At 61.9% G+C, this 18,778-nt stretch carries 16 protein-coding genes and 1 pseudogene; 1 reads left to right on the forward strand and 16 read right to left on the reverse strand.

Annotation, left to right across the window (positions count from 1 at the left end; all coding sequences use genetic code 11):
* Positions 1-61: 61 nt before the first annotated feature.
* From BC1002_RS35200 to BC1002_RS35225, 6 genes and pseudogenes are all read right to left on the reverse strand, one after another.
* On the reverse strand, positions 62-415 hold the full coding sequence (locus BC1002_RS35200; RefSeq protein ID WP_013094705.1) for a copper-binding protein: 354 nt from the start codon (positions 413-415) through the stop codon (positions 62-64).
* The gene (locus BC1002_RS35205) at positions 412-3,618 is read right to left on the reverse strand and encodes an efflux RND transporter permease subunit (protein ID WP_013094706.1); all 3,207 of its coding nucleotides are present in this window, start codon (positions 3,616-3,618) and stop codon (positions 412-414) included. The genes BC1002_RS35200 and BC1002_RS35205 overlap by 4 nt, the downstream gene beginning before the upstream one ends.
* Positions 3,615-5,156 carry an efflux RND transporter periplasmic adaptor subunit gene (locus tag BC1002_RS35210; RefSeq protein WP_013094707.1) on the reverse strand — a complete coding sequence of 514 codons (1,542 nt, stop codon included), beginning with the start codon at positions 5,154-5,156 and terminating at the stop codon, positions 3,615-3,617. The genes BC1002_RS35205 and BC1002_RS35210 overlap by 4 nt, the downstream gene beginning before the upstream one ends.
* Positions 5,157-5,167: 11 nt before the next feature.
* Positions 5,168-6,463 (reverse strand): TolC family protein, encoded by a 1,296-nt coding sequence (locus tag BC1002_RS35215; RefSeq protein WP_013094708.1) that lies wholly within the window; start codon positions 6,461-6,463, stop codon positions 5,168-5,170.
* Positions 6,464-6,552: 89 nt separating this feature from the next.
* Positions 6,553-6,915 (reverse strand): hypothetical protein, encoded by a 363-nt coding sequence (locus tag BC1002_RS35220; RefSeq protein ID WP_013094709.1) that lies wholly within the window; start codon positions 6,913-6,915, stop codon positions 6,553-6,555.
* A gap of 108 nt (positions 6,916-7,023) precedes the next feature.
* Positions 7,024-7,371, reverse strand: a pseudogene (locus BC1002_RS35225) (SCO family protein); the annotation flags it as partial.
* A gap of 155 nt (positions 7,372-7,526) precedes the next feature.
* On the opposite strand from BC1002_RS35225, the gene BC1002_RS35230 reads away from it, so the two are divergent.
* Entirely contained in the window at positions 7,527-8,972 is a 1,446-nt protein-coding gene (locus tag BC1002_RS35230) for an IS1182-like element ISBusp4 family transposase (protein WP_013094623.1), read from the forward strand.
* 288 nt (positions 8,973-9,260) lie between these two features.
* On the opposite strand, the gene BC1002_RS35235 is transcribed toward BC1002_RS35230, so the two are convergent.
* The 10 genes from BC1002_RS35235 to BC1002_RS35270 form a co-directional block, all read right to left on the reverse strand.
* Positions 9,261-9,698: a hypothetical protein gene (locus BC1002_RS35235; protein WP_013094711.1), complete on the reverse strand. Its 438-nt coding sequence runs from the start codon at positions 9,696-9,698 to the stop codon at positions 9,261-9,263.
* A gap of 70 nt (positions 9,699-9,768) precedes the next feature.
* Positions 9,769-10,257 carry a hypothetical protein gene (locus tag BC1002_RS35240; RefSeq protein WP_013094712.1) on the reverse strand — a complete coding sequence of 163 codons (489 nt, stop codon included), beginning with the start codon at positions 10,255-10,257 and terminating at the stop codon, positions 9,769-9,771.
* Between the two features lie 280 nt (positions 10,258-10,537).
* Positions 10,538-11,557: a hypothetical protein gene (locus BC1002_RS35245; protein ID WP_013094713.1), complete on the reverse strand. Its 1,020-nt coding sequence runs from the start codon at positions 11,555-11,557 to the stop codon at positions 10,538-10,540.
* Between the two features lie 120 nt (positions 11,558-11,677).
* A complete protein-coding gene (locus BC1002_RS38255) occupies positions 11,678-11,836 on the reverse strand; it encodes a hypothetical protein (protein ID WP_157874890.1) in 159 nt (52 codons plus the stop codon).
* 61 nt (positions 11,837-11,897) lie between these two features.
* Positions 11,898-12,104 carry a hypothetical protein gene (locus BC1002_RS37415; RefSeq protein ID WP_013094714.1) on the reverse strand — a complete coding sequence of 69 codons (207 nt, stop codon included), beginning with the start codon at positions 12,102-12,104 and terminating at the stop codon, positions 11,898-11,900.
* 86 nt (positions 12,105-12,190) lie between these two features.
* Positions 12,191-14,512, reverse strand: coding sequence for a nuclease SbcCD subunit C (locus tag BC1002_RS35250; protein ID WP_013094715.1), 2,322 nt, complete (start codon positions 14,510-14,512; stop codon positions 12,191-12,193).
* Positions 14,500-15,090 carry a hypothetical protein gene (locus BC1002_RS35255; protein ID WP_013094716.1) on the reverse strand — a complete coding sequence of 197 codons (591 nt, stop codon included), beginning with the start codon at positions 15,088-15,090 and terminating at the stop codon, positions 14,500-14,502. Before BC1002_RS35255 ends, BC1002_RS35250 begins: the two co-directional genes overlap by 13 nt.
* Positions 15,091-15,307: 217 nt before the next feature.
* Positions 15,308-16,726: a metallophosphoesterase family protein gene (locus BC1002_RS35260; protein ID WP_013094717.1), complete on the reverse strand. Its 1,419-nt coding sequence runs from the start codon at positions 16,724-16,726 to the stop codon at positions 15,308-15,310.
* 132 nt (positions 16,727-16,858) lie between these two features.
* A complete protein-coding gene (locus BC1002_RS35265; protein ID WP_013094718.1) occupies positions 16,859-18,262 on the reverse strand; it encodes a recombination directionality factor in 1,404 nt (467 codons plus the stop codon).
* Positions 18,259-18,525, reverse strand: coding sequence for a DUF7696 family protein (locus BC1002_RS35270; protein WP_013094719.1), 267 nt, complete (start codon positions 18,523-18,525; stop codon positions 18,259-18,261). The genes BC1002_RS35265 and BC1002_RS35270 overlap by 4 nt, the downstream gene beginning before the upstream one ends.
* Positions 18,526-18,778: the final 253 nt, after the last annotated feature.

Consider the following 18,778-nt stretch of genomic DNA (forward strand, 5'->3'; position numbering starts at 1 on the left):
AAAACGCGCCCCCAGGCCCGCCGTTACGCGACGGACCTGGAGTGATGGCGTCAGCGCCCCATTACTGCTGTTTTTCCAGTTTCACGATGGTTAGCGTGCCGTTGACGCTTTCAACGCGGACCTTGACCTTCTCGCCTTCCTTGACCTGCTTGACCATCGCAGTGTCCTTCGCCTTGAATGCCATCGTCATCGGCGGCATGCCAACGTTCTTCAGCGCGCCGTGCTTCAGCGTCAACATGCCGGTCGACGGGTCGACTTTCTTGACCTCCGCGTCAGTGAGTGCGGCGTCTTTCGATGAAGCTGCGTCCATGGCACCTGTCTTCATCATGCCTGCCATCTGGTCGGCTGCCAGCGCGGCGCCGCCAAACGCACTGGCGGCACAGAACACAGCGGATACGATAATCAACTTCTTCATTGGTTTTCTCCAGGGAGGGTTTGCGGCACGGACGTGCCGATAGGTACTGCATGAGGTTGAGAAGCTTTTTTGGCACGGATAACGCGACGGCGTTGCAGCAGCGACCAGGCGGCCGGAATGATGAGCATCGACAGCAGCGGCGCCGTCACCATTCCGCCCACCATCGGCGCGGCGATGCGCTGCATGACTTCCGACCCGGCACCATGGCCCAGCATGATCGGGATGAGACCCGCCAGCACCACGGCGACCGTCATGGCCTTCGGTCTGACCCGCAGCACGGCGCCCTCACGAATGGCGTCCACGAGCGTCGCCTCCGTGAACGCTTCGCCTCGCTCAAGCCGGCTGTTGAGCGCCCCCTTCAGGTAGAGCAGCATCACGACCCCGAACTCGGCCGCGACCCCTGAGAGCGCGATGAATCCCACCGCGGTGGCGACAGACACGGCGTGGCCGAGAATCCAGATCAGCCAGAAGCCGCCGACCAGTGCGAACGGCACGGTCGACATCAGCAGCAGGGCGTCAGCTGCCGAGTTGAACGTCAGGAAGAGCAGCACGAAGATGACCACGAGCGTGACCGGAATCACGGTCCGCAACTTGGCTGCCGCGCGTTCGAGATACTCGAACTGGCCGGACCAGGCGATTGAATAGCCCGGCGGCAATACGACGCTCTGCGACACGGCCTGCTGCATTGCCTTTACAGCCGATTGGAGGTCCGTATCGCGAATGTCGACATAGACATAGCCCGATAGCCGCGCATTTTCACTGCGGATCATGGGTGGGCCATCGGCAATCCTGATGGTTGCGACGTCGCCCAGCGTGATCTGTGCGCCCCGGTCCGTGACAACCGGCAACTGGCGCAGATTGTCGACCGAGTCCCGGACCTCGCGTGGATAGCGGATGTTGATCGGGAAACGCTCGCGACCCGCGATGACCTCGCCGACATTGTCGCCACCGACCGCCGACGACACGACTGACTGGATGTCAGCGACCGACAGGCCGTAGCGGGCCGCCGCCAGGCGGTCGATGTCGACGTCGATGTAGTGCCCGCCGTTCAGCCGTTCCGCCAGCGCGGACGTGACGCCTGGAACGTGCTTCACTGCAGCCTCGACCTGCGTGGCGATCCTGTCGATCTGCCCGAGATCTGCGCCGGAAATCTTGACCCCCACTGGCGTCTTGATGCCGGTTGACAGCATGTCCAGCCGGTTGCGGATCGGTGGCACCCAGACGTTCGACAGACCTGGAATCTTGACCCGTGCATCCAGTTCATCGACCAGCTTCTCCGGTGTCATGCCGGGGCGCCATTCACTACGTGGCTTGAACTGGATGGTGGTCTCGAACATCTCGAACGGCGCAGGGTCGGTCGCAGTATCCGCGCGGCCTGACTTGCCGAATACGGTGGCCACTTCCGGGACCGTCTTGATCAGGCGATCCGTCTGCTGCAGCAGTTCGGCCGCCTTGTCTGCCGAGATGCCCGGTAGCGCAGTGGGCATGTAGAGCAGGTCGCCCTCGTCGAGCGGCGGCATGAATTCGCCACCGAGCCGCGACACCGGAATCGACGTGATGACGAGCGCGACGACCGCCAGTCCGATCGCCACCCACGGCCGGCGCAGCGTCGCTTCGAGCAGCGGGCGATAGAGCCTGATCAGCACACGGTTGATCGGATTGGCGTTCTCGTGCGGGATCCGGCCGCGAATGAGGTAGCCCATCAGCACCGGCACCAACGTTACCGAGAGGCCAGCCGCAGCGGCGATCGTGTATGTCTTGGTAAATGCCAGCGGCGAAAAGAGCTTCCCTTCCTGACCTTCGAGCGAGAAGACCGGGATGAACGACAGCGTGATGATGAGCAGCGAGAAGAACAGTGCCGGCCCCACCTCCGCTGCAGATGTCGCGATGAGCTCCCAGCGCTGTGCCGTTGTGATGGGTTCCCCCGGATGGTCGTGGTCGTATGCTTCCAGGTGCTTGTGGGCGTTCTCAATCATCACGATGGCGGCGTCAATCATCGCACCGATGGCGATCGCGATACCACCGAGCGACATCAGGTTCGCGTTGACGCCCTGATAGCGCATCACGATGAATGCGGCCAGCACCCCGAGCGGCAGCGACAGGATCGCGACGAACGCACTGCGCAGGTGGAACAGGAACACCGCGCAGACCAGCCCGACGATGATGAACTCCTCGATAAGCTTGTCCTTGAGGTTGTCGACGGCACGTTCGATGAGCTGGGAGCGGTCGTAGGTCGTGACGACCTCGACACCTGGTGGCAGGGATTTCTTCAGGTCGGCAAGTTTGGCTTTCACCGCGTCGATGGTCGTCAGCGCGTTCTTGCCGGAACGCATGACGATCACCCCACCCGCGACTTCACCTTCGCCGTTCAGCTCAGCAATGCCGCGGCGCATCTCCGGCCCGATCTGGATGCGCGCGACGTCCCCGAGCAGCACCGGCGTCCCCGCCTCGTTGGTGCGCAGTACGATGTTGCGGAAGTCATCCAGTGAACGCAGATACCCGGAGGACCTGACCATGTACTCGGACTCGGCCAGTTCCACCACTGAACCACCCGATTCCTGGTTCGCCTTACCAAGCGCGTCCGCGACGGTGGCCTGCGTCAGGTTGTAGGCGCGCAGCTTGTCCGGGTCGAGGACGACCTGATACTGGCGCACCATGCCGCCGATGGATGCCACTTCCGAGACGTCCGGCACTGACTTCAGTTCGAACTTCAGGAACCAGTCATTCAGTGCACGCAGTTGCCCGAGGTCGTGCTGTCCGGTCCGGTCGACGAGCGCATATTCGTACACCCAGCCCACACCAGTTGCATCCGGTCCAAGCGACACGGTCGCGCCGGGCGGCAGGCGGCTCTGCACCTGGTTCAGGTATTCGAGCACGCGTGAGCGTGCCCAGTACTGGTCGGTCTTGTCGTCGAACAGCACGTAGACAAACGCATCACCGAACGACGAGTACGCCCGGATGGTTTTCGCGCCCGGCACGCCGAGCAGCGTCGTCGTGAGCGGATAGGTCACCTGATCCTCGATAACCTGCGGCGCCTTGCCGGGATACGACGCCTTGATGATGACCTGCGTGTCCGACAGGTCGGGCAGCGCATCGAGCGGAGTCTCCGTTAATGAATATACGCCCCAGGCGGTGACGAGCAGGGTCGCGAGCAGCACCAGAAACCGGTTGTGAATGGACCAGCGAATCAGGCGGGCAATCATTTGACACCTCCGGCTGGCTCGACCTTCGTCAGCATGTATCCGTCATCCGACGGCCTGAAGACGAAATGCACGGTCTCGCCCGCCTTCACGTCCGGAAAAGCCGTCGGCGATGGCTTGCCGAAGGTCATCGTCATTGCACCCCAGCCCAGTGCCGGCACGGGTTGGTGCGAGAATGTGATGTCGCCAGGCGTGACCTTTTCAACCTTGCCGGTCGTTTCGTAGGTTTGGGCAGTGGTCCCAGCGCCGGTGGACGCAGGCACCGCTGCAGACGCGCTGGCGCTGGGCGCGGCGGCTCCTTCCAGCTTCGGCAGGATTGACTTCAGGCTCGCTTCCGAGTCGATCAGGAACTGGCCTGAGGCGACGACCTGCTGACCTTCCGTCAGGCCGCCCGTCACTTCCGTGCTGTCGCCGGCATCGTTGCCGACCGTGACCGCAACGGGTTGCAGCCGCCCGTGACTGTTCCTGGCGATCACGACGGACCGCTTGCCGGTGGTAATCACCGCTTCCGAAGGTACGAGAAGGCGCGACACAGGTTTCGCTGCACCGATACGCGCGCGCATCAGCATGCCTGGGGTCAGCTTCAACCCGGCATTGTCGATTTCGAGACGCGCCTGCAGCGTACGGCTGCTCGTGCTGATGCCGGGCAGGATTTCGCGAATGTGTCCCGTGAAGTGTTGCGTCGGGTCACCGGCAAACACCGCGTCGACAGTCATCCCGGGCCGCACCTGAAGGGCCAGCGCCTCGGGCACTTCGACGATGAGCCATAGTCTGCTCAGCCCGGATACCTTGGCCAGCGTCTGGCCGGGCGACACCATCGCGCCATCGCGCACATTGAGTTCGGTCAGCACGCCGGTTGCAGGCGCGGACAGCGTGACGTGTGTCTGTGCCTTGCCAGTCCGGTCGAGACTGGCGATCACGCCCTCCGGGATCGACATCGCCCGCATGCGAGCGCGCGACGCCGCAAGCATGACGTCGTCCATGCCACCACGCTTGAGCGCCAGATATTCCTCCTGCGGTGCCAGCCAGTCGGGAACGAACAGCGACGCAATGGGCGCCCCCTTCGCCACACGCTGCATCGGCGCGCTCGCGTAAAGGCGGTCAATATAGCCCGTCACCCGCGACTGGACGACGTCCGCCATCGACTCATCGAACTGCGTCGTGCCCACCGCATCGAAGCTTTCTGCCGTGTCCTGCCGCCGTACCGTGGCGTATCGAATACCCAGATTCTGCTGCAGCCCTGCGTCAATCCTGATGCCGCTCGACCCGCCTTCGTCCGCATAGACCGGCTCGAGTTGCATGTTCATGAAAGGCGATTTGCCCGGCTTGTCGAAGTGCTGGTTCGGCACCATCGGGTCGTGCCAGTACAGCACCTTGCGACCCGTCTTCGGGTCGACCTTGTCGCCGGAGGCGGACGCTGCCGTGGTGGCGGCCGAACCGGCTGCTGCCGTGCGATGCGTGCCCGCAACGTAACCTGTACCCACGAGCGCGGCAGCGGCAAACACAGCAAGAACCACGCGCACCAGTTGATTCGTTTGCATTGGGTTCTCCTTCACTGAGCGGCGGACATGGTGGCGGGCACGACCTGGTATTCCAGCTGCGCCCACGTCTGGGATACATCACGCTGGAGGTCGAGCACCTGCAGTTGCGCGTCGAGTTGCCCACGTCGGGCAGCGAATGTGTCGGCGAGCGAGCCCGTGCCGGCCTTGTACGCCGCCGTCGCCAGTTGCACGCGCTGGTCGGCCGCCGGCAGCAAGGCCTGATTGAGACTGGCAATGCGCTCGCGGCCGTTAGCCAGGGTGGCGGACAGCGTCCGGACATCCGCTTCGACCTGCCGCTGGGTATCCTCATACATCAGGCGGGCCTTGGTCCCGAGTTCCGCTTTTTCGGCCGCGTCCCTGTCCTGGTAGTTCTTGCGATGGATGGGCAGCGGGATGCTGACCCCAACCGACACCATGTTTGAATACGCCCCGCCGCGCTGCTGGTATGAGACTTCCCAGGTCCAGTTGGGGCTGCGGTTGCTGTTCGCGACGGCGGTGTCGGCATCAGCGACCGCAATCTCTGCGGATGCCGCGATGAGCGCCGGCTCCACGTGCTGCAGTTCTTCGGGCGGCAGGGAAGTAACGAACGACTGGGGCGCCGGCGGTTCGCCGGCTGTGTCAGTGACCGGTGCGGCAGTCCATCGCGACAGCGCAATCAGTGCGGTCTGCAACGTCTGTTGTGATTTGAGCAACTGGTCCTGCGTCTGCGCCAGCATGAGTTGGGCTTGCGTCACGTCGCCTGCCGACGCCTTTGCTCCCCTGTAGGAGGCCTGCGTGGCCGCAAGCTCATGCGTCATGTGCATGACAAGCTCCTGCTGCAACGACACCGTTTTTTTTGCGTAGGCCGCGTTCAGCCACGCGGTCGCGGTTTGCTGACGCACCTTGGTGTATTGCGCGAGATAGCCCGACCGCTCGCGGTCGACGACCTGGTTCGCCAGCGCCGACCGTAGCCGGCGCTTTTCAGGCGAGACCCATTCCTGCTCGATGCCGATACGCCGCATCGTCATGAAATCCTGGCCGATCGTGAATCGTTGCGGTCCGTTCACCGGCAGGTTGTCGACGCCCGCCTTGAGCATTGGGTCAGGCAACTGGCCGGCACTGATCACCAGCTCTGAGCTGGCTCGCACGGATGACTGGGCGGCCTGCATCGCAGCCGAGCGATCCGTCGCGGATTGCAATGCGGCATCAAGTGTGAGTGCGGCCTGCTGGGCGTGCGCTGCCACACTCGCAAAGGCGAGCAAGGCGAAAAGCGTGTGCGCGTGCACCGTTGCGCGCCGTATCGACGGCGCGCCGAATGTTAAAGACATGTTCTAACCCCAAACGGTCGAATCCCATAGGGAATCACGTCCTGCACGCAGGACGACCTCACCGCGAACGCGGCGAAATTACAAGGGGCTTAGATTGCGCGGGGCGGTCGCCAGAAACCGCCCGGCTCACGGACGGACAGCGACTGTGCGTAATGGAAAACGACGGGGCTGGAGCGCCCGGCGGGACGGGTCACCCTGGTGCCGGAGACCGGATGATAGAGGCTGCCGATCTGGCATTGCGCCGTCACCTTGCATGAAAAACCTTTGGTCTTCCCGGACGGTGCAGACTTCATGTTTTCGCAGCCAGCCATGTCCGATGACATTGCGCTGCTTTCACCGGCGTCCATGCTCATCTGCATCGGACACGCGCCCGTCAGCCCGCTCGCTGCCAGCCCACTGACGGGTAGCGCAACGCAGAGCAGCAGCAGGAACAATGTCCGGAGGAATTTCATGGCGGCGATTATAGCGTGAAAAATATAGCCAGTTTGTGACGTCGTCTACCGGTCGGGCCGCCCAGCTCGACGCGATGGTGCAGTTGGCCACAGCGGGTATTTGCGCCAGTGCTCCGGATCGATCGAGATCGAAGCGATGCGCACCCTATCCCGGTCCCGGCCGGGTTCGCTCTGCAATTGCGAGAGCGTTTGACTTGTCACGGGGCAGATCGTCGTGCAGGACGTGTAGATAAAAGTCAGGACTACCAGACGGCCATCGTCCAGCTCATTCTTCAGCGAGACGGTCTGGCCGTCATCGCGCACCAGCATCACGGACGGGAGCGTGTAGTCCGCCGTTGATGTAATCGTGTCTAGCATCATAAGGTGGTGGGCATGCAGATCGGCATCGTCGTGCGCGAGTGCATAATGGGCCGCCGCATCGTGCTCACGGCCGCGGTCGCCAACGCCCTGCCCCATGGTTTTGTGAACGTTCAACCTTGGGCCGGTTTCTGAGTGGAACCGACGCCTGAATGTCTGAGCGAAGGTGCGTGCGAACGACGCTTCATGGCCGAGGGTGTGTGAAAACGCACTCATCGCCTAAACTGAATCAACGCATTGAGATCGGGTGACTCATGAAGCGATTCGTTGAAGGCGATGACCGCAAGCAGGTCGCACTGCTTCCCGAATGCATCGATGACTACATCGGGCAGGACAATCCGGTGAGGATCATAGACGTGTTCGTCGACGAACTCGATCTTGCGGAACTCGGCTTCGATGGGGCTTCGCCCGCTCTCACCGGTCGGCCGTCTTATCATCCTGCAGTGATGCTCAAGGTCTACATCTACGGGTATCTGAATCGCTTGCCTTCCAGCAGGCGTCTTGAACGGGAATGCCAGCGAAATCTCGAGATGATGTGGCTGACGGGACGCCTGGCACCGGACTTCAAAACGATCGCCGACTTTCGCCGCGACAATGGTGCCGCCATTCGCAACGTGTGCCGGCGCTTCGTCGAACTGTGCCGCGGCCTGAAGCTTCTTTCCAGCGACATGGTGGCCATCGACGGCAGCAAGTTCAAAGCCGTAAACAGCCGCGACCGGAACTACACCGCTGGCAAGATCGACAAGCGTCAGCAGCAGATCGAGGAGAGTATCCAGCGGTACCTCGACGCGATTGAGACCGCGGATCGCGTCAGTCCGACCGGTTTCGATGTGAAGACCGTACGCCTGTATGAGAGGGTCGCTTTGCTGCGGCAACGGATGCGCGAGCTCGAGCAGATCCGGAAGCAACTGAAGACGCAACCGGACAGACAGCTGTCACTGACAGATCCCGACTCGCGTTCGATGACCAGCAGCGGCAAAAAGACCGGAACAGTCGGCTACAACGTACAGGCTGCCGTAGACACGAAACATCACCTGATCGTTGAACACGAGGTGACCAATGTCGGAGGAGATCACGGGCAGCTCAGCAAGATCGCGCTCGCAGCAAGAGACGCGATGGGCAAATCCGGACTCAGGGTGCTAGCCGATCGGGGCTACTTCAGTGGCCCGGATATTCGTACCTGCGAACTCTCGGGTATCAAGGCATATGTACCGAAGCCGTTGACGTCTGCATCCCGAAAGAAAGGCCTTTTTACCAAGCGCGACTTCATCTACATCGCTAAAGACGATGTCTATCGTTGCCCGGCCGGCGAGCGCGCCATTCATCGGTTCACGACTGTCGAACATGGCATGAATCTGAAGGTGTACTGGCCCAGCGCATGTCCGCATTGCCATCTCAAGGAGCGATGTTCTCCAAGCGACTACCGACGCATTCGACGCTGGGAACACGAACAGATACTGGAAGCCATGCAGCGACGGCTCGACCGGAATCCAGACGCAATGACGATCCGGCGCAGCACCGTTGAGCATGTGTTCGGCACGCTCAAACATTGGATGGGTGCCACGCACTTCCAGACCAGAACCCTCGCACGAGTGAGCACCGAGATGAGCCTTCAGGTGTTGGCTTACAACCTGAAGCGAGTCATGAAGATACTCGGCGTTGCGAAAACGATGAGGGCGATACGAATGGCTGGAAGCTGAGGTCCTGCGGGGCCTTCTTGATACTTACAACCTTAGACTGTCGCAAAGCCACCAACTACGGCCGGCCTGTCCGGCAACTTCCCCTGCATAGCCGTAGAACGGTTTCCACACACCCTCGGCCGGTCAGCGACGCACGGGCAACCGGTTGCACCCCCGCCGCTTTCGCTGTGACGAGCACCGTCAACAAAATCCACCTATCAATGGCCGTACGCGCAAAGTTGTTGACATTTTCGGCGTGACTCGCGAATCGCGATAGCTTCAGATCCTTGTGGTGAGTGTGTCGACGAGTCAGTTTACACTCGACGGGTCAACATAAGTCGCACACGCTCTCGTGCGTTTGCCGGCACGCACGCCGTTTTCGACGGTGCGCACCAGCGTGCCGCGGCCGATGGTGGAAACGACAAACTGCATGGCCAGTGACGGCGTGGCAATGTGCGTCGTCACGCCGAGCCCATGTGCGGCCGCGTGATCGTCGACCTCCTCCAGCATGGTCTCGATATGCCGCGCAAGACTGCTGTTTTCGATCGTGGTGTTGGCCGATGAAATGTAGTGCGCCGGTTGGGCGAGGCCTTCTTCCGCGACGCGGCGCACGGCTTCGAGCATGAGAATCGTCGCGCACGTCGAGTCCTTGCCGCTGGCCGTGCCGCACAACGGATGGCCGGCACGGATCAGGCCCATGAGGACGGCGATTGCCGCCTCCATCTTTTCAAGAATTTCATCAAACATGATTGGCTCCGGTTTGATGGAGCCCGCCCCCTAAGGGAGCGGCTCCCACAGGGGTTAATGAGTTGACAGGTCAGTGGGGCAGTGCAGACATCTCGTCGATCATCTGACGGTAGGTGATGAGGCCTTCCTGATGCTTCTGCATGAGCGCTGCGCGGCGTACACCCCGTGCCCATCGGTCGGTCGCGCCGATGCGATCGAGTGCTCCGGGATCGGTCACGCAGTAGCGCATGCGAAGCATTTCTTCGATCGCCTCGTTGAGGGAGTCGAAGCAGAGATGACCGATGAACCCGTCCAGGCCGAACTGCTGAATGCGCCACGCCTTTGAGCCTGACGCATCCGGAAGCACGAATGCCCAGGACTCGCGATCTTCCATGCGGCACTCGATACCGGCGGGATGACCGTCATACGAAGACATGAGACGTTGATAGGCGATCTGCAGCGGGCGGGCGATGTCACGCAAGTGACGCCCGAAATCCGCGGGAACCCGGGTGGATGCAGTGCAGACCCGCTCCCAGGAAGCAGAACGGTAACGATTGGCGCTGCGTTGAGTGCTTTTCATGAAGGCTCCAGTAGGACGGGAGCCTTCCCCGGTGGGAGAAGCTCCCAGGGGGAAAAAGAAGCCCGCGAGGCGGGCTGGTCGATGCGCCAGTGGCGCAGAAGATTCACAAAGGGTAATTCCAGTGCGCGGGCGTGGCCACGGGAAAAGATGCGGAAATAGTGGTCTCTTTCGACCGGAGACGTGCCGCAAATCCGGCGCCGACTGCGCGAGTACCCAAAAAAAGCCCGTCGGGCGACCCCTGGATGGGGACGCTCGACGGGCGGTTTCATGGTAGTACCGGTTAGCTGGTCCGGTATCCGAACCTCTCCAGATCGGGAAGACCGCCAATGGAATGGATAAACGCTTCAGCATCCACACCATTTTTCGCAGCCATGCCCCGAAATTCGTTAATCCGTTCCATTGCGTGCCTGATTGCCTCTTCCCGATCGTTCAGTTCCAGTGCAAGGATATGGCCGTTCCCGCGCGCCAGCTGAACTCCCTGAAGCGCGGCCTCATGTTCACGCAACCGGCTCAGAGCCCATTTCACCCGGTCCCGGACATGATCAGGAACTGCGTCGTTCATGTCCGGCGAGTGAGGACCGCATGGATTGCGCAACACCCCGGCAAACGTCTGCAGCATGGCTTCCTGCATCGGCACCGTGAACCTGCCATTCATCTGCACGGCGGCAACCCAGTCCTCGCCGTCCAGAAGATGATAGAAATTCGCGTCGCCGTCCGCTCTGACCCGGATGGTCGGAACAGGCTGCACACTGACCGGTGTCGACTGGCGATTCGCGATCCATTCGATCAGCGAAAGCTGATCGCGCCTCCAGTCGATCTCATCGTGCGGGTAGTCGAAGCGCTCGCAAAGCAGCCGGTGGAAGTTTTTGAACTCGTGGTCCGGCGATCGACAATCTCCGCTTTCGAGCACTCTGCGGCTCTCCAGCAGCGCATTAGCCCCAAAGCGGGTGTCGATCTCATGCCCTTCCTTCCGGATATGCTTCATCCATTCGGCGGCCGACGGCGGTTGAGATACGAGTTCGACGATGCGACCGTCGATGCCTGCGTGCGCATCGACGGAGGTATCGTTGAGAATCGCCGCCTGCAGATCGAACAGGAAGACCAGCGCGTCGACACCGTGGGTCTCAGCGATCGCTCCCAACGTTTCCACTGCGTTCAGCAGCTCGCGCATGAAACGTGCGAACAGGCCTGCACGATGCATCGCCACGATTGCCGCGGTCGCAACGTCTGCGGCTTTGCCAGGATCATCGGCAGGAATTTCGGCCTCTGTGATCGCCTGTGAATGGACGAGACTGCGCATTACATCATCTAGAAAATCACTACACGAGAAAGTCAATTTCGGCTCCTTGGGGGATGCCGGGCAGACCTCCCCAACCGGGAGGTCTGCCCGGCTGGGGTAAAGAAAATCTGATTGCGGCAGTCAGGCGCGACGAAGTTGCCGGTCGAATGGCGACAGACTATTGGCTGGTACGCGCGTCTGATGTTTGTGAAGCCCAGCAAGCGACTGCTGTTCCCAGAGCAGGCATACAAGTGCAAGCATTGCCCCGATCACGGTTGCGGCTGCGATCTGCTTCTTCATGGTCACCTCCATGTTTGCGCACGAAGCCCCGACGCTCTTCCGAGGACGGGGCTTCGCGCGATCAGGAACAGGTTTGCGGATGCGCGGCCGGGAAGACCAGGACGCGACCATCCTTGCAGAGAACAAAGTCGCCCGACTCGCCTCGCGGCTTGCGGACGACGATCGTCGGTGTTGGCCTGGCCGGCTCAACGTGTGCCACAGGTTGAGCCGTGCACGCGCACAGCGACGAACTGCTCGCTGCGATGAGCAGCAACAACAGGTTTTGCATGGGATTCCTCGTTGTAAAAAAGACGAGGGAACGCCCCTGTGGGGACGTTCCCCACAGGGTGAAGAAATGACAGAAAATGACAGCGCTCAGGCAGCGAGCGCCTCGACGTCAATGACGGCATCCGCTTCCGCAACCAGATCGGGGGTCTGCGAGATGAAAAACTCCCGCTCGTACCCGCCCTGCCGCAGCACTTCCCGCTTCATCCGCATGAACTGCAGCTTGCGCTGCGGATCGAGCGGACCATCGGACTCGTCGCTGAACAGCGTCTGGTAGGGCTGGCCAGCATTGCTTGCCAGATACAGGGCGATGCCGCGTGTCAGGCACTCGTTGATCCAGACCTTCTGGCCGCCGGACATCACCGTGACTGCCTTGGTGCTGTCGTGATCGGCGTCATGCACGAGGATTTCGAACCCCTCGCGCAGTTCGCCGCTCGCCAGCGCCCGCTGCGTCTGGATCTCGACCGTGAAGCGCATGCCGTAACATGCGAGCAACAGGTCGTTCACCATCTTCGTGAGGGCGGGGCCCGCATCGTCGATCGTCAATGCAATCACGCCTTCGTTGCCGAGGCCTCTCGCGAGCAGCTTCCACCGGGCGATCTCATCGGAGATGCGGTTCGCACGCGACTGTGTCGCGTCGAATCCCGCAAGCTCCTTTGCGATCGCCTGTCGCTCGACCTCACGCGTCGTCTGCGAGCGGATCAGTGATTCGATCCGGGCATCGGCCGCGGTGATGGCTTCGCGGCACTGCGTTAGCTGCCGGTCGATATCGGCAATGGCACCGGTCACGTCGTCGACGCCGAGGCGTGCGACTTCCGCGTCCAGTTCCTTTGCTTCCTCCGACAGACGGGCCTGCTGCGCCTCGCGGCGTGCACGCAGCGTGGCTTCCTCGGTCTCGAGCGCGGCCAGTTCTTCGCTGGCTTTGCCCAGACCCCCGGTTGCGGCATCAAGCAGCGGCTTGCGTGCGGCGAGATCGACAGCTTTCTGAAGGTCACGGCGCGCGGCCGCGATCGCATCATTGACCGCCTTCAGCTCCGCCCGCCTCCCCGCAAGATGCTGCACCTGAGGCGTCAGCAGCGCGACCTCATCGCGTTTGGCACGAAACGTCGCACGCAGATTCGTGAGCGAAATGCGGTGCTCCTGAACCTGTAGGTCCGCCTGGCGGGCCTGCGCAAGCAAGGGACAGGTGTTGTGCATCTCATGACCGGCACAGGGCACGGTACTGATCACACTCGCCTGCTGTTCCAGCGACTTCAGAAGCGTCATCTTCGACGTGCCTTCCGACTCCAGACCATTCAGACGGGAAGTTGCCGCGGTCAGCGCAAGCTGCTTCTCTTCGAGGGCACAAATCTCCCTCTGGATCGGCTCGACACGCGCCTCCTCGCTCGCGATACGTGCCTCGGCGGTATCACGTGCCGCGGCGGCACCCAGAATCGCTTCACGTTGCGCAATCACTGCGTTGTGTTCCTCGATGGACGAGCGCAACGAAGCGCGCCGCTGGTTCAGGCGCCGTTCGTCGACGCTCGCGTCTGTCACAAGGACCTGCATAGCCGACGAAATCTGGCTTCGCCGCGTACCGAGTTCCCGCAGGCGGGCCTGCGCACCGGCATTGGCCGTCTGCCTTGCAGCGAGAACGGCGCGCTGGTCGGTCAGGGTGGCCACCTTTGCGTTCAGCGTCTGCCGGCTCTCGCGAGTTGCGGTGACGGACTGTGCATCGGCAGCGATGGCCTGATCGATCTGGGTGACGCGATCGCGCTTCGATCCAAGCGCAACGAGTTGCTGTTGCGTGGTGTCGAGCGCGCGACTGAGCACCTTGGCGACATCCGCGGCTTTCGCCGACAGCGTGCGCAGGTCATCGATATGCAGCAGTTCCGCGAGCAGTGCCTTGATCTCGGTCGCACCATACGATGCGAGCGGACGCCGGTTCTGCGCAGAAAAGACGCTGGTAAAGAACGACTCCAGCGAGCCACACACCGACGCGACGCACAGGTCATAGGTTTCCGCCTTGCCATCAGAGACGGTACCGTCCCCAGACTGCATGGGCTGCCAGTTTCCGTCCGCGTCGCGCCAGGCCAGGTAGTACTCAGCCTTGCCCGTCTTGCCGGGCTTGCGGAATGCGAATGACGAGCGGTACCGCACACCGCCATGCTCCCATTCGAACTCCTTGAGCGCGTGCGCGCCGTAGACGTGGTCCCAGTAAGAGAACGCATCCACCGACACTTTCGCGGCCCGCGACGGCATGATCCGGTACGGATGGAGGTTATCCATGATCGTGGACTTTCCCGCACCGTTCGGACCGGTCAACGCGATGAGGCCTGCCGGAAGCGATTCGACTTCGAGCGTGATGGTGTCGCGCTTCATGCCGTCACGAACACCAATAAAGCCCGTCAGCGTCAGTTTCAGTGGGCGCATGTCGGCACCTCCTGAAGCGGCGCATCGTACGGATAGTCCGATGGCAACCACGGCGCGTCATCGTCGTTGGAAAACATCCTTCCAACGATCGGATCAGGCACGTGCGCAGGCGGCTCAGCAGCCTTCGCAGCCGCCTGGGCGGCCACTCGGGCGGCCTCTTCCGCCGCCCTTTTTTCCAGTGACCCGTCGACGACTTCGCCAACGGTCCTGCAGACGGCGGCATAGGCCGCGCTGGTACGCCGGATAAGCGCGTCCCAGTTGTCGACGCCCGTGAGCGCGAGCAGCTCGCGTGAGCCCCACTGGTTTGCATAGCCCGTGTTGAACGACCACAGCAGGTTTTGCAGCTGCACGTCGGGTACAACGGCCAGATCCGCCGTTGCCGCGTTGACGGCAGCAGTCAGGATCAGGAAGCGGTCCGACTGGGCAATGATAGCGCCGCGATGTTCTCCAAAGGGAAGATGAAAGATGCTCGCGCGATAACCCGCGTGGTCGGTGAGGACCTTCTGGATCTCGCGCGGCGAGCGGTTTGCAGTGAAATGCCGGACCCATTGGGTGCCGGCGGGATAAAGACCAAACATGATGACACTCCACAGAAGATGGGCGGAGTGCATCCCTGAGGGGATGAATCCCCGCCAGGGTTATAGAAAAATTGGATGCAGCAGACTGCGATCGATGCGTCAGGGACGCGGGTGAACCTTGTTCCGGAAGCCCGCGGTCCTGTCGTAGCGGGCGGGCTTCCGGAACACAGCTGTGTTCCGCGCGAGAGTGCCATACGGGCCACTCTCACCATGGCGGCTAGGCCGCAAACAGATCGTCGTTGAGCCAGTCGAGCGCCGCGGGTGTAACGGTCGCCTTCGTGTCAGTCCCGACCGGTGCGGCCGTGACTTCGTCCGCCGTCTCCACAAATGCGGCGGGGTGCGTGAGCACCGTGGCGAGCGCCGGCATTTCAGGCGGCGATTCAGGCTGCGATTCGGGCTGCAATCCAGGCCTGGAAGCGAGACTGGCGAGCACACCGGCCGCGATCGCTTCCACATCGCCAGAGGCGAGCAGCTGCAACCGGTCCTGAAGCGGGCTGGCGTCAACGCTGGAAAGTTCGCACCAGCGCGCGAGTTTCCCCTCGACGGTCGTTTCCAGACTGATGCCCTGGGCGCGGCTGCGAACCACCGGCAGTACGCGCGACTCGACCTTCAGACCCGCGGCGCCAGAAAACAGCGCCTTGATCGCTTCCCGATCGACTACCTGACGATGTTCTTCGTCGATCTGCCAGCGCACACGCGCGAACTTGTCGGCCGCGTCCGCAGCGAGCTCCCGAAGCTTTGCCATGTCCGGTGGCCCGTCGAAGTCAATGCAGATCATCTGTCGCGAAGGCGTTGCGACGAGCGTTGCTGACGCGCTGCCCGGCTCAACGTCCCACGACAGGTAGCCCTTCTCGCCCTCTTCACCGTAGTGAAACCGGCCAATCGAACCCGGATATGCGACCAGCCTGCCGTCGCGCTCCCACTGCTGCTCCTTGTGAATATGGCCCAGCATGAAGCCATCGCATTCGGCTTCGAACAACGCCGTGAGCGAGAACTCATGATCGAAGCCCGCCATCGTCACGCCGTGCTCGGTCGTGCAGCCGTTGACCGTACCGTGCGAGACACCCACCGTGCGAATTCCCGCTGCGCGAAGCTGCCTGTTCACCCGGCCCGCCGCCGCCAGATATGCGGCGAGCACATCGCCCAGTCCCGTACCGGCGTCGAGCGCGCCAACGCTCGCAGCCAGTTGGCCTTTGTTGACCGTGGGCAGGCAGGTGAACACCACTTCGGGCATGACGCCGATGAACTGGCGCAATTCGTCATCCGAGAAGACCGGTCCGTTCGATGCCCAGAACCGCCCATCGACGAGCGCGACCTGACACACGCGATCCGCAACGTGGATCTGATGAACGCCGCCCATGAGGGCGAAGTTATCGAGGGTGCCTGGAGGCTCGTGCGAGAACGTGCCCTGCAACATCAGCACTGGCATCGCGTTGGCTAGCCGGTGAATCTGGGTCGCGAGCGCGTGCAACGACGGCGCATGCGCATCGAGCCGGTGATCGGTCGAGTCGCCGGAAATCACGCCAAGCTGCGCGCCGCTGTCGATCGCGTTGCCAACAGCAAAACTGAAACAACGGTCGGACTCAGCCAGACTGTCGGGCGCGTAATGCAGGTCAGAAAAATGTGCGAATCTCACTTTCGCCTCCAGAAATAAAAAAGGCCGCCATACGGCAGCCAATATTGGAATGCGCGCCCGGATGGACGCAGGGGTATGGAGAGAGCCAGCCCCGAAGGGCTGGCGGAAGGTTGTCGAAAGGGACGAAACCGGTCAGTCGAAGAACGTCGTCTGCCTGGTCGCCGCGATCTCGCGATCGAGGGCTGCGCGATCAGTCAGTGCCTTCTCCAGACGCTCGTTCATGCTGTCGACATCCTGCGGCCGCTCGACCCATCCACGTCCATAGGTGGTGTGCGCAAAGACCCGGAAATCTTCCTTCCGGTTTTCCGCGCTTAACCCGAGACGCTTCAGCAGGTCCGACATACGGTCCAGCTTGTCGGCGAGCGTTTCGACTGCATCGTCCGCGCTGGCGTCAGTTTGCGATGACGGCGGGTTCGATGCATGACCCGGTTCGGCACCCCTTGCAACCTGTACCGGCTGTTGCTGCCCGGATGCCTGTTGGTCTGCCATCGGGTCGCTGTGGTCGACAGAGCTCTCACCGCGTGTTCCCTCATCAGCAACGGCGACTGGAAAGCCACCGCCAAGGGGAACAACGTTGCCACCGGCCTCGAGCAGTGCGACAGCCTGGCCAGCCGCTTCGATTGCCGGCACCGCATCATCGGCGCCGTCGAGCAGCGCACCGATGTCGATGTCGGCGTCGAGAACGGTGAGCAGCTGCTTTGCCCGAACCGCTTCGCCGTTTTCGTTGATGCGCGTGATGTCGAACTCGCGCTTCGTGATCCAGAAACGCGTCCCGGTCAGTTTGCCTCTGGCAAGCTGCACGGTCTGCATGGCCGAATAAGCCTTCTGAAGCACGTAGATCGAATTCGTCGGCAACTCGATGAGGCCCAGCCCCTTGATGTCCGGCACAGCGAAGATGAAACTCGCTGACAGGTTGCAATGTCGCGCCTGATACTGCGGACACTGTTCGGGGTCACAGATGCCATCAGGAATCGCTTCATCCTGCCGCCGGATCACGGTGCGGCCGCCGAAGTGGCGAACCGCGCGTTGCGCCCGCTGATCGCGCTCCATCTTCGCGTACGTCATGCAATAGCGGATGCCATCGCGTTCGTACTGCGAGAAAAACTTTCGACCATTGGCGCCGTACACGGCCATCTGGTTGGGCAGGTTCTGCATCCAGTCGTTGAACGCGAACAGCACTGGAAAGCGATAGAGCCTGAGACCCTCGCCACGATCCTCGCCATACAGCCTGAGGATTTCGTCGGCGACGTCGGGATTGGTGAAGTCCGAGCGGCGACACGTGAAATACGGTGTGTTTTTGGGCGCGAGTGCGTTTTTCAGGTTGCACTTCGATTCGATCACCTTGCCGATCGTGTCGAACGAATCACCCGCCGCAACCATGTCGTTGTAGATGTCAACGGCGCGACTGTTGGCTCGGGCTTTCGATGTGAGCACCTTGATGCCGGGCCGGATGTGTCCGATCACCGGCGGGCGCAAGGCCCGTTCTTCAACGACACTGCGCACAGGGCCGTTGAGCATGCTGGGAACTGCATTCATGAGGGTTTTCTCGCAAGGAAAAAGATCGCTGTGGTGCGCAACTCGCTGGCCGACTGCTCCAGTTCGTGCGCCGCCGCCTCGCCGCGGCGTTCAGCAACATGTGAAAGAAAAACGCGGCGCTCGGGATCGCTGAACGTCGCGAACCGTGCTACCTCGCACCGCGTGCGCCATGCTGGCGACGCGGTATCTGCAGATGCGCGTTCCTGGGCGATCGTGTCGCTGATCGCCTGGGCAATGCGCTGGTCAAGACGGTCGGGAAGCATGGAAGACCTCCGTACGGGACAGGAACTAAAGGACGAAAAAAAAGCGCGTTCCTCGGTCAGAGGAGCGCGCTTCGGGATTCGGATGAAATGACCCAAGCGCCACAACCCTTCTGGGGTCGTGGCGCTCAGGGAGCCGTGAGGCTCACAGTCGGGAACGTTAGGTCGTTCCCGCGCAGCATGGTCACGCTGCGCAACAGCCCATTTTCGGAAAATTCATTCCGCCGCAGGATCACGGATCAGTCCACTACGATCG

It is taken from the genome of Paraburkholderia atlantica, assembly GCF_000092885.1.
GTDB classification, from domain to species: domain Bacteria; phylum Pseudomonadota; class Gammaproteobacteria; order Burkholderiales; family Burkholderiaceae; genus Paraburkholderia; species Paraburkholderia atlantica.

Coding starts and splice junctions, on each gene's coding strand:
- BC1002_RS35200 (WP_013094705.1), bottom strand. CDS start 415: ATGAAGAAGTTGATTATCGTATCCGCTGTGTTCTGTGCCGCCAGTGCG.
- BC1002_RS35265 (WP_013094718.1), bottom strand. CDS start 18,262: ATGAATGCAGTTCCCAGCATGCTCAACGGCCCTGTGCGCAGTGTCGTT.
- BC1002_RS35230 (WP_013094623.1), top strand. CDS start 7,527: ATGAAGCGATTCGTTGAAGGCGATGACCGCAAGCAGGTCGCACTGCTT.
- BC1002_RS35205 (WP_013094706.1), bottom strand. CDS start 3,618: ATGATTGCCCGCCTGATTCGCTGGTCCATTCACAACCGGTTTCTGGTG.
- BC1002_RS35250 (WP_013094715.1), bottom strand. CDS start 14,512: ATGCGCCCACTGAAACTGACGCTGACGGGCTTTATTGGTGTTCGTGAC.
- BC1002_RS35240 (WP_013094712.1), bottom strand. CDS start 10,257: ATGAAAAGCACTCAACGCAGCGCCAATCGTTACCGTTCTGCTTCCTGG.
- BC1002_RS35210 (WP_013094707.1), bottom strand. CDS start 5,156: ATGCAAACGAATCAACTGGTGCGCGTGGTTCTTGCTGTGTTTGCCGCT.
- BC1002_RS35220 (WP_013094709.1), bottom strand. CDS start 6,915: ATGAAATTCCTCCGGACATTGTTCCTGCTGCTGCTCTGCGTTGCGCTA.
- BC1002_RS35215 (WP_013094708.1), bottom strand. CDS start 6,463: ATGTCTTTAACATTCGGCGCGCCGTCGATACGGCGCGCAACGGTGCAC.
- BC1002_RS35235 (WP_013094711.1), bottom strand. CDS start 9,698: ATGTTTGATGAAATTCTTGAAAAGATGGAGGCGGCAATCGCCGTCCTC.
- BC1002_RS38255 (WP_157874890.1), bottom strand. CDS start 11,836: ATGAAGAAGCAGATCGCAGCCGCAACCGTGATCGGGGCAATGCTTGCA.
- BC1002_RS35245 (WP_013094713.1), bottom strand. CDS start 11,557: ATGCGCAGTCTCGTCCATTCACAGGCGATCACAGAGGCCGAAATTCCT.
- BC1002_RS35255 (WP_013094716.1), bottom strand. CDS start 15,090: ATGTTTGGTCTTTATCCCGCCGGCACCCAATGGGTCCGGCATTTCACT.
- BC1002_RS37415 (WP_013094714.1), bottom strand. CDS start 12,104: ATGCAAAACCTGTTGTTGCTGCTCATCGCAGCGAGCAGTTCGTCGCTG.
- BC1002_RS35270 (WP_013094719.1), bottom strand. CDS start 18,525: ATGCTTCCCGACCGTCTTGACCAGCGCATTGCCCAGGCGATCAGCGAC.